Origin of the sequence: Streptomyces ipomoeae 91-03 (assembly GCF_000317595.1) — a bacterium.
Taxonomy (GTDB): Bacteria; Actinomycetota; Actinomycetes; order Streptomycetales; family Streptomycetaceae; genus Streptomyces; species Streptomyces ipomoeae.
The window spans coordinates 1-2414 of the sequence record NZ_AEJC01000439.1; the positions used below are offsets into that span (position 1 = coordinate 1).

General features: G+C 68.4%; 1 protein-coding gene. It reads right to left on the reverse strand.

Annotated features, from left to right (window positions below; translation table 11 throughout):
- Positions 1-46: 46 nt before the first annotated feature.
- Positions 47-2414 (reverse strand): RelA/SpoT family protein (locus STRIP9103_RS29255; protein WP_048821201.1); only part of this gene is annotated, 2368 nt, incomplete at its 5' end.

Genomic DNA, 2414 nt, shown 5'->3' on the forward strand with positions numbered 1-2414 from the left:
TTCTGATGATCTTCGGCCGGTCCTCGGTGGGTCTGCTCCAGCCCTGCTACGGCCTGCGTGCCGAGGTCACGCGGTACACGTCGTAGACGCCCTCCACGCCTCGTACGGCCTTCAGGACGTGGCCGAGGTGTTTCGGGTCGCCCATTTCGAAGGTGAAGCGGGAGGTGGCCACGCGGTCGCGGGAGGTCTGGACGGCGGCCGAGAGGATGTTGACGTGCTGGTCGGAGAGGACGCGGGTGACGTCGGAGAGGAGTCGGGAGCGGTCCAGGGCCTCGACCTGTATGGCGACGAGGAAGACCGAGGACTGGGTCGGGGCCCATTCGACGTCGAGGATGCGCTCGGGCTCGCGGGACAGGGACTCGACGTTGACGCAGTCGCTGCGGTGAACCGATACGCCACTGCCGCGGGTGACGAAGCCGATGATGGGGTCGCCGGGGACGGGTGTACAGCAGCGGGCGAGCTTGACCCAGACGTCCTCGACGCCCTTGACGACCACACCGGGGTCGTTGCTGCCGCGCCGCTTGCGGCCGCGGCTGCGGGTGGGGGGTACGGCCTCGTCGATCTCCTCGGTGGCCGCCTCCTCGCCGCCGAGGGCCTGGACGAGCTTCTGCACCACGCTCTGCGCGGAGACATGACCCTCGCCTATGGCCGCGTACAGCGCCGAGATGTCCGGGTAGCGCATCTCGTGCGCCAGGGTGACCAGGGAGTCGCCGGTGAGGATGCGCTGGATCGGCAGGTTCTGCTTGCGCATCGCGCGGACGATGGCGTCCTTGCCCTGCTCGATGGCCTCGTCGCGCCGCTCCTTGGAGAACCAGGCGCGGATCTTGTTGCGGGCGCGCGGCGACTTCACGAAGCCGAGCCAGTCGCGGGAGGGGCCCGCGCCGGGCGCCTTGGAGGTGAAGACCTCCACCAGGTCGCCGTTGTCCAGGGTGGATTCGAGGGGGACGAGGCGGCCGTTGACCCTCGCGCCGATCGTGCGGTGGCCGACCTCGGTGTGCACCGCGTACGCGAAGTCGACAGGGGTCGCGCTGGCCGGCAGCGCTATGACGTCGCCCTTCGGGGTGAAGACGAAGACCTCGTTGCGGGACAGGTCGAAGCGCAGGGACTCCAGGAACTCGCCCGGATCCTCGGTCTCCTTCTGCCAGTCCAGCAGCTGGCGCAGCCACGCCATGTCGTTGAGGTGGTCGTCCTTGCCGGTGCTCCTCGGCGCGTCGGTGCGGACCTTGGAGGCGCCGGCGACGGCTTCCTGCTTGTACTTCCAGTGCGCGGCGATGCCGTACTCGGCGCGGCGGTGCATGTCGAACGTACGGATCTGGAGTTCGACCGGCTTGCCGTTGGGCCCGATGACCGTCGTGTGCAGCGACTGGTACATGTTGAACTTGGGCATCGCGATGTAGTCCTTGAACCGCCCCGGAACCGGGTTCCAGCGGGCGTGCACGGTGCCCAGGGCCGCGTAGCAGTCGCGGACCGTGTCCACCAGGACGCGGATGCCCACCAGGTCGTAGATCTCCGCGAAGTCACGGCCGCGGACGATCATCTTCTGGTAGACGCTGTAGTAGTGCTTCGGGCGGCCGGTGACCGTGGCCTTGATACGGGCGGCGCGCAGATCCTGCTGGACCTCGTCGGTCACTATGGCCAGATACTCGTCACGCTTCGGTGCCCTCTCGGCCACCAGCCGGACGATCTCGTCGTACATCTTGGGGTAGAGGATCGCGAAGGCGAGGTCCTCCAGTTCCCACTTGATGGTGTTCATGCCCAGGCGGTGGGCGAGGGGCGCGTAGATCTCCAGGGTCTCGCGCGCCTTCTTCTCCTGCTTCTCGCGCTTGAGGTAGCGCATGGTGCGCATGTTGTGCAGACGGTCGGCGAGCTTGATGACCAGGACGCGGGGGTCCTTGGCCATGGCGACGACCATCTTGCGCACGGTCTCGGCCTGGGCGGCCTCGCCGAACTTGACCTTGTCGAGCTTGGTGACGCCGTCGACGAGCAGGGCCACGGAGTCACCGAAATCGCGGCGGAGCTGGTCGAGGCCGTACTCGGTGTCCTCGACCGTGTCGTGCAGCAGGCCCGCCATCAGCGTGGCCGGATCCATACCCAGCTCGGCGAGGATGGTGGTCACGGCGAGAGGGTGGGTGATGTAGGGGTCGCCGCTCTTGCGCTTCTGGCCACGGTGCCAGCGCTCGGCGACCTGGTAGGCCTTCTCGATCTGACGCAGCGTCGACGTCTCGATCTTCGGGTCGTTGCTGCGGACTATCCTCAGCAACGGCTCCAGGACCGGGTTGTACGGGTTGGAGCGCTGGACGCCGAGGCGGGCGAGGCGGGCCCGTACGCGGTTGGAGGAGCCGGAGCGGGCGGGCTGACCGGTGGCGGCGGGGCGGACCGGGGCGGGAGCGGGGCGCTCGGGCGGTGGGGGTCCC